The organism is Moorena sp. SIO3I6 (assembly GCF_010672095.1).
This window is the reverse complement of record NZ_JAAHHU010000393.1, coordinates 1-3,908: the sequence shown is the minus strand read 5'-3', so window position 1 is coordinate 3,908 and position 3,908 is coordinate 1. Positions and strand designations below refer to the sequence as shown.

Annotated in this window: 2 protein-coding genes and 1 pseudogene; all 3 read right to left on the bottom strand. The window is 42.3% G+C overall.

Features of this window, described 5'->3' with window-relative positions; genetic code table 11:
- On the bottom strand, positions 1-1,871 hold a 1,871-nt coding region (locus tag F6K49_RS36675; protein ID WP_293104800.1), incomplete at its 3' end, for a CHASE2 domain-containing protein.
- Between the two features lie 638 nt (positions 1,872-2,509).
- Positions 2,510-3,229: a DUF928 domain-containing protein gene (locus tag F6K49_RS36670; protein ID WP_293074412.1), complete on the bottom strand. Its 720-nt coding sequence runs from the start codon at positions 3,227-3,229 to the stop codon at positions 2,510-2,512.
- A gap of 230 nt (positions 3,230-3,459) precedes the next feature.
- Positions 3,460-3,777 (bottom strand): annotated as a pseudogene (locus tag F6K49_RS36665) (CHAT domain-containing protein); the annotation flags it as partial.
- Between the last annotated feature and the right edge of the window lie 131 nt (positions 3,778-3,908).

Sequence of the window (3,908 nt, the reverse complement as noted above, 5' to 3'; positions counted from 1 at the left end):
TAAAAAATCTTTTTCAACTGTTCTGGAGTCATCCCTACACCAGTATCTTCAATTTTAAATCTGATTGTGTGGGAACGGTCACCATTCAAGGATGAACCGATTAAACTTACTTGAAAGGTCACACTTCCAGTCTCGGTAAATTTAATCGCATTACCCAGTAAATTAATTAAAACTTGCCGCAGGCGTTTTTCATCCCCATAAATTGCCACTGGAAGCTGAGGATCGGCATGGTAAATAAACGATATACTTTTTTCCTGGGCACGAATCCGACAAATTTCAACCACGCCCATCAAGAAGGAATAAAAATGAATATGACTTTTGTGCAGCTTTAGTTTCCGAGCTTCAATTTTCGATAGGTCTAAAATATCATTGATTAAAGTAAGCAAATGAGATCCACACTGGTGAATAATACCGATGCCATCCAGGTCTGATTTACTTATATTCGAGGAGCGTTTGAGGATTTGAGCGTATCCCAAAATGCCATTGAGGGGAGTGCGCAGTTCATGGCTCATGTTAGCCAAAAATTCGCTTTTTGCCTGGTTAGCCACATCAGCAGCTACTTTGGCTTTTTCTAATTCTTGGGTGCGCTCTTTAACTTTGACCTCCAAAGTGCGAGAATAATCTTGCAATTGCTGGTTAGCTTGTTTCAATTGCCATTGATTGTGGGTATTAGTTCCTAAAATTGCCGATAAACCTAGAGCCATTAATGGGGAAATTACAGGAATCCACCAACCTGTTAGAAAGACTAAATAGCTACCACCGACAATCATGCCCCCTGTGATCAAAATACTCAGAATTAATTTGCTCAGGAGATGTTTTCTTAACCAGTTAGTCTCTGGTAATAGCCAACTTCCTACGGCTCCGATCAACGAACACCAAAAAATCCATAGCCCCTGTGCGTTAACAGACCATACTCGCAGCAGAAGTCGTCCATCAACTGCTGCACTCAACATCTGGCTGGCGATATTGGCATGAATAACGACACCAGGCATTTCCTGAACGCTAGAGCTCACACTGCTATCATAGGGAGTCGGAAAAATGTCGTTAAGGCTCGGTGCAGTCATACCAATCAAAACAATGCGATTGTACAACTGCTCCGGCGAAATTCTATTGCTCAGAACATCACTGATTGAAACTGTATTGAAGCGCTCCTGGGTGCCACGGTAATTCAACAATATTTGGTAGCCTCCAAGATCTGCACCTTGATAACCAGCATTTTTCTGGGTTAGATTGAAAAATCTTGCTTGACCTAATTGGTAAGACTCGCGCCTCCCATCGATTTTTTTGAGATTGATCCCTTTGGCTTGAAGATACATCAAGCTCAATCTAACGCCTAAGGTAGGTATATCCTGACCGGATTGATCTGCTGCTGATATCAAGCTTCGCCTTACTTTACCATCCCCATCTAGCACCAAATCGGCTAGAGCAACTTGATCTCGTTGTGCTAAGGTCGGAGGTGGTGCAACTCTTTTATCCCTCAGCACGGACTTTACTCCAATCAAGTTTGGTGTGGACTTCATCACCTCAACCAACTCCTGATAACCAGGTTCCACTGGAAAATCGCGATAAATATCCAGACCAATAGCTTGAGGCCGGTATGCTTTAATTTTTTTGATTAACTCAGCTAAAACAGCATCAGAAATCGGCCATCCTCCAAGTTGAGTCAGATCCGATTCATCAATGGTGATAATCACAATGCGATTATCAATGTCTTCAACCGGACGCAGGCGAAAAAATTGATCCAGGGTAGCCCACTCCAGTAGCTGGAACCATCCTGCCGTATCCAAAACAGTGACCAGTGCAGCCACAACGGGAGCTATTATCAGTACAAAGCGCCATTGCTTCAAACGCTCTTTAAAGTGAAGCCACATTCCCCTTAGTCAATCTCTAATCTAGGTCAGGTGTGTTCTCTACCAACCTTGTTCAGAAGCCTATAGCGGTCCTAAATGATTCGTGAAATATATTGGCCAACGCAAACGCTATAACCCTTGCCCAGCAATGATTCCAGATTTTGCTAATTTTACAAATGATTTAGGATTGCTATATAGGCGCTTCTATTGGTTGGCAGGATTCCAGGAATAGCATCGACCGGTAGAACTGCTTTTGTGGTGAGTCACTAACCCGTCGATAACTTACCTACAGAATTCCCAGTAAATCCTGACTAAGTAACAGTCTTGAGAAAACAAGCAAAAAAGGGAGAAAAATTGAGCTTGCCCAATTGTGGAATGATTGAGGCTAATTGGTCATGGATAATTGCTAACTGACTCAACTATACTTGATTGAGTTTCTTAGTTCAGCTATTGACAGGATAGGACGGAATCAATTCCGTAAGTTGTTTTAAGCCCCATCTTAAACCCCTGGTTTTCAACCAGGGGTTTAAGATGCGATATTTTTTGGAGTTATCACAAATCAGCTGCTAACTAACCCCTTGATCCAGATAGGATTAAATCCTTGCTTTCCAAGGATTGCAGGATAATAGTTGATGGTCTGATGTTCAGTTATTTATAGTTTATTTATTAAGCAACGGCTGGTTAGCGATCGCAGTTAGTCCTTGTGATTTTAACAGTTCTTCCCAATGGGAGCGATAGACTGAATTTTTTGGTTCAGCTCGCCTTAAATCAGCCATGGTAGAGATAGTATCGACCCAAATCCCTGATTCAGCCAACAATGAGGCTTTTTGAAGTGAGGCTTTTAATGTCTTCTGATTCATCAAGGTAGAATTGGCTTCAACTCGACGAACCCATCCAGTTACCTCAGGACTATCTGGTTCTAAATACTCCCCACAAATCATCACCAAAGACCACTGGTAATTCTTACCGACCTTTAGTGGTGGAGCCTGAGGTGGTAATTCAACCGCCATTACACCTGGCTGATTAGGCAGACGTATAAAGGACTGGTAATGATGGTTTCGGTTTTCATCCTCGAAACTTAAAAAAGCTTCTTTAGCTGAAGTCTGAGGAACATATACCAGCAAAGTTGGACGTTCTGCCACCGTTAAGCCCACATTAGTAGCTGGCATCAGCGGTGTGACTGATGAAGTGGTGGTTTTAGAATCAGAGAAACAAATATCTTCACCCCGGGAAGCTCCACCCCTTCCCGTCTTTGGTGCTGGATTCTTCCCATTTTGGAACATCACCGCCTGAGTTGGCAAACTGTGGATTAGAGTCATTCCTAGGAATAGTAAAGTAAAACAAAGTGGTAATCTCACGGTTAATTTGTTTGATTTCATAAAATATTTCCTATTGCTGCAGGACTTTCTTTATGATCATGCTGGGCACAGAAAGCAAAGCAGATCATTTGCCGCTTTCTAATTTTTTTTTTTGAGGGTTGCTAGAAATTTCAATATAAACGCCTAATGTTTGCGTTCATGTTTGTTTTATGTTTTATTTCTAGTATGTTTTATGCCCAATTATCCTCTAAGAATGTGTTTGAAAAGTCCTTCGATTAGAGATAGAGCAATTACAACCAATTTCCCACTAACACAAAGGGAGCCCAATAGACAGGATGGTTGTATTCCCGTTTAAATAGCGCTAACTGAGCACGGCGCAACGCTTCAGCTTTAGTTACACCTGCTTGAGCCAGATACTTGTAAAATTCAGCCATCAGCTGAGCAGTAGATTCATCCCTTACTGCCCATAGGGTAGCTAAGGTACTGCGTGCTCCCGAACGTACTGCTACTCCAGCTAACCCCAACACAGCACGATTATCCCCTCTAGCAGTTTGGCAAGCACTGAGTACCAATAATTCAATTGGATTAGTGTCTTCTGATACTTTTAACCCCGACAAACCATGACATCATAGACATTGCTGTCTAGGGTGTCAGATACGCTGAGTACTACATCCCCAACATTGTTGAGGAAGGTGGTATCCCACATCGCCTTCAGGAATATCCCAACGGCTCCATTGAA